The sequence below is a fragment of the Streptococcus sp. GMD4S genome (genome assembly GCF_000296955.1).
In genome coordinates, this window is the sequence record NZ_AJRE01000362.1 from 1 (window position 1) to 672 (window position 672).

The 672-nt window shown below is 43.0% G+C and carries 1 protein-coding gene; it reads right to left on the minus strand.

Features of this window, described 5'->3' with window-relative positions:
* A partial coding sequence (locus GMD4S_RS09920; RefSeq protein ID WP_001042706.1) for a metallophosphoesterase occupies positions 1–601 on the minus strand: 601 nt, incomplete at its 3' end.
* Positions 602–672 lie beyond the last annotated feature (71 nt).

Genomic DNA, 672 nt, shown 5'->3' on the forward strand with positions numbered 1-672 from the left:
AAGCTTCAAAAAGACGAGCTCCATTGACATAAGTATTTGAGCTAAGTAATGGGAATTTCAAGATTTCCTTGTATTTCTTAGCTTCGTCCAAACCAAAGTCAAACTCATGGTTTCCTACTGCCATGGCATCATACTGCATCTTATTAAGAATTTCAGCACGCGCTTCACCCTTCGTAGAGTTGGAAATCGGTAAACCTTGGAAAGCATCTCCCGCATCAACAACTAGAGTATTTTGATTTGATTTCGCACGTTCCTGCTCGATGACAGTCGCTAATTTAGCATCTCCAATAACTCCCTTTTCCTCTACGATACGACCGTGGACATCATTGGTGTGCAAGATAACGGTGTCCTTTTCTTCGCTTTTAGGAGATTCAACAGGAGCTGACGGAGCTTCTGCAGGTGCAACTGCTTCTGAAGTTGCCGAAGTTTCCGGTACCGCAGGGCTCTCAACAGGAGCTGGAGTCGCCGACGTAGCAGGAGTCACTACGACAGCTGAACTTTCTGCAGGAGTTGTTGCTTCTTCAGCATAGACTTGTCCAGCTAAGAAGGCTGGAGCTAACAGGGCTGTCGACAAGACAGGTAACAAAGAACGTTTGTTCATTTTAAAATCCCTTTCTTTTCTTTTTCTCTTTTATATTATACGCTATTTCTAAAAATTTTGAAACTTTTGAC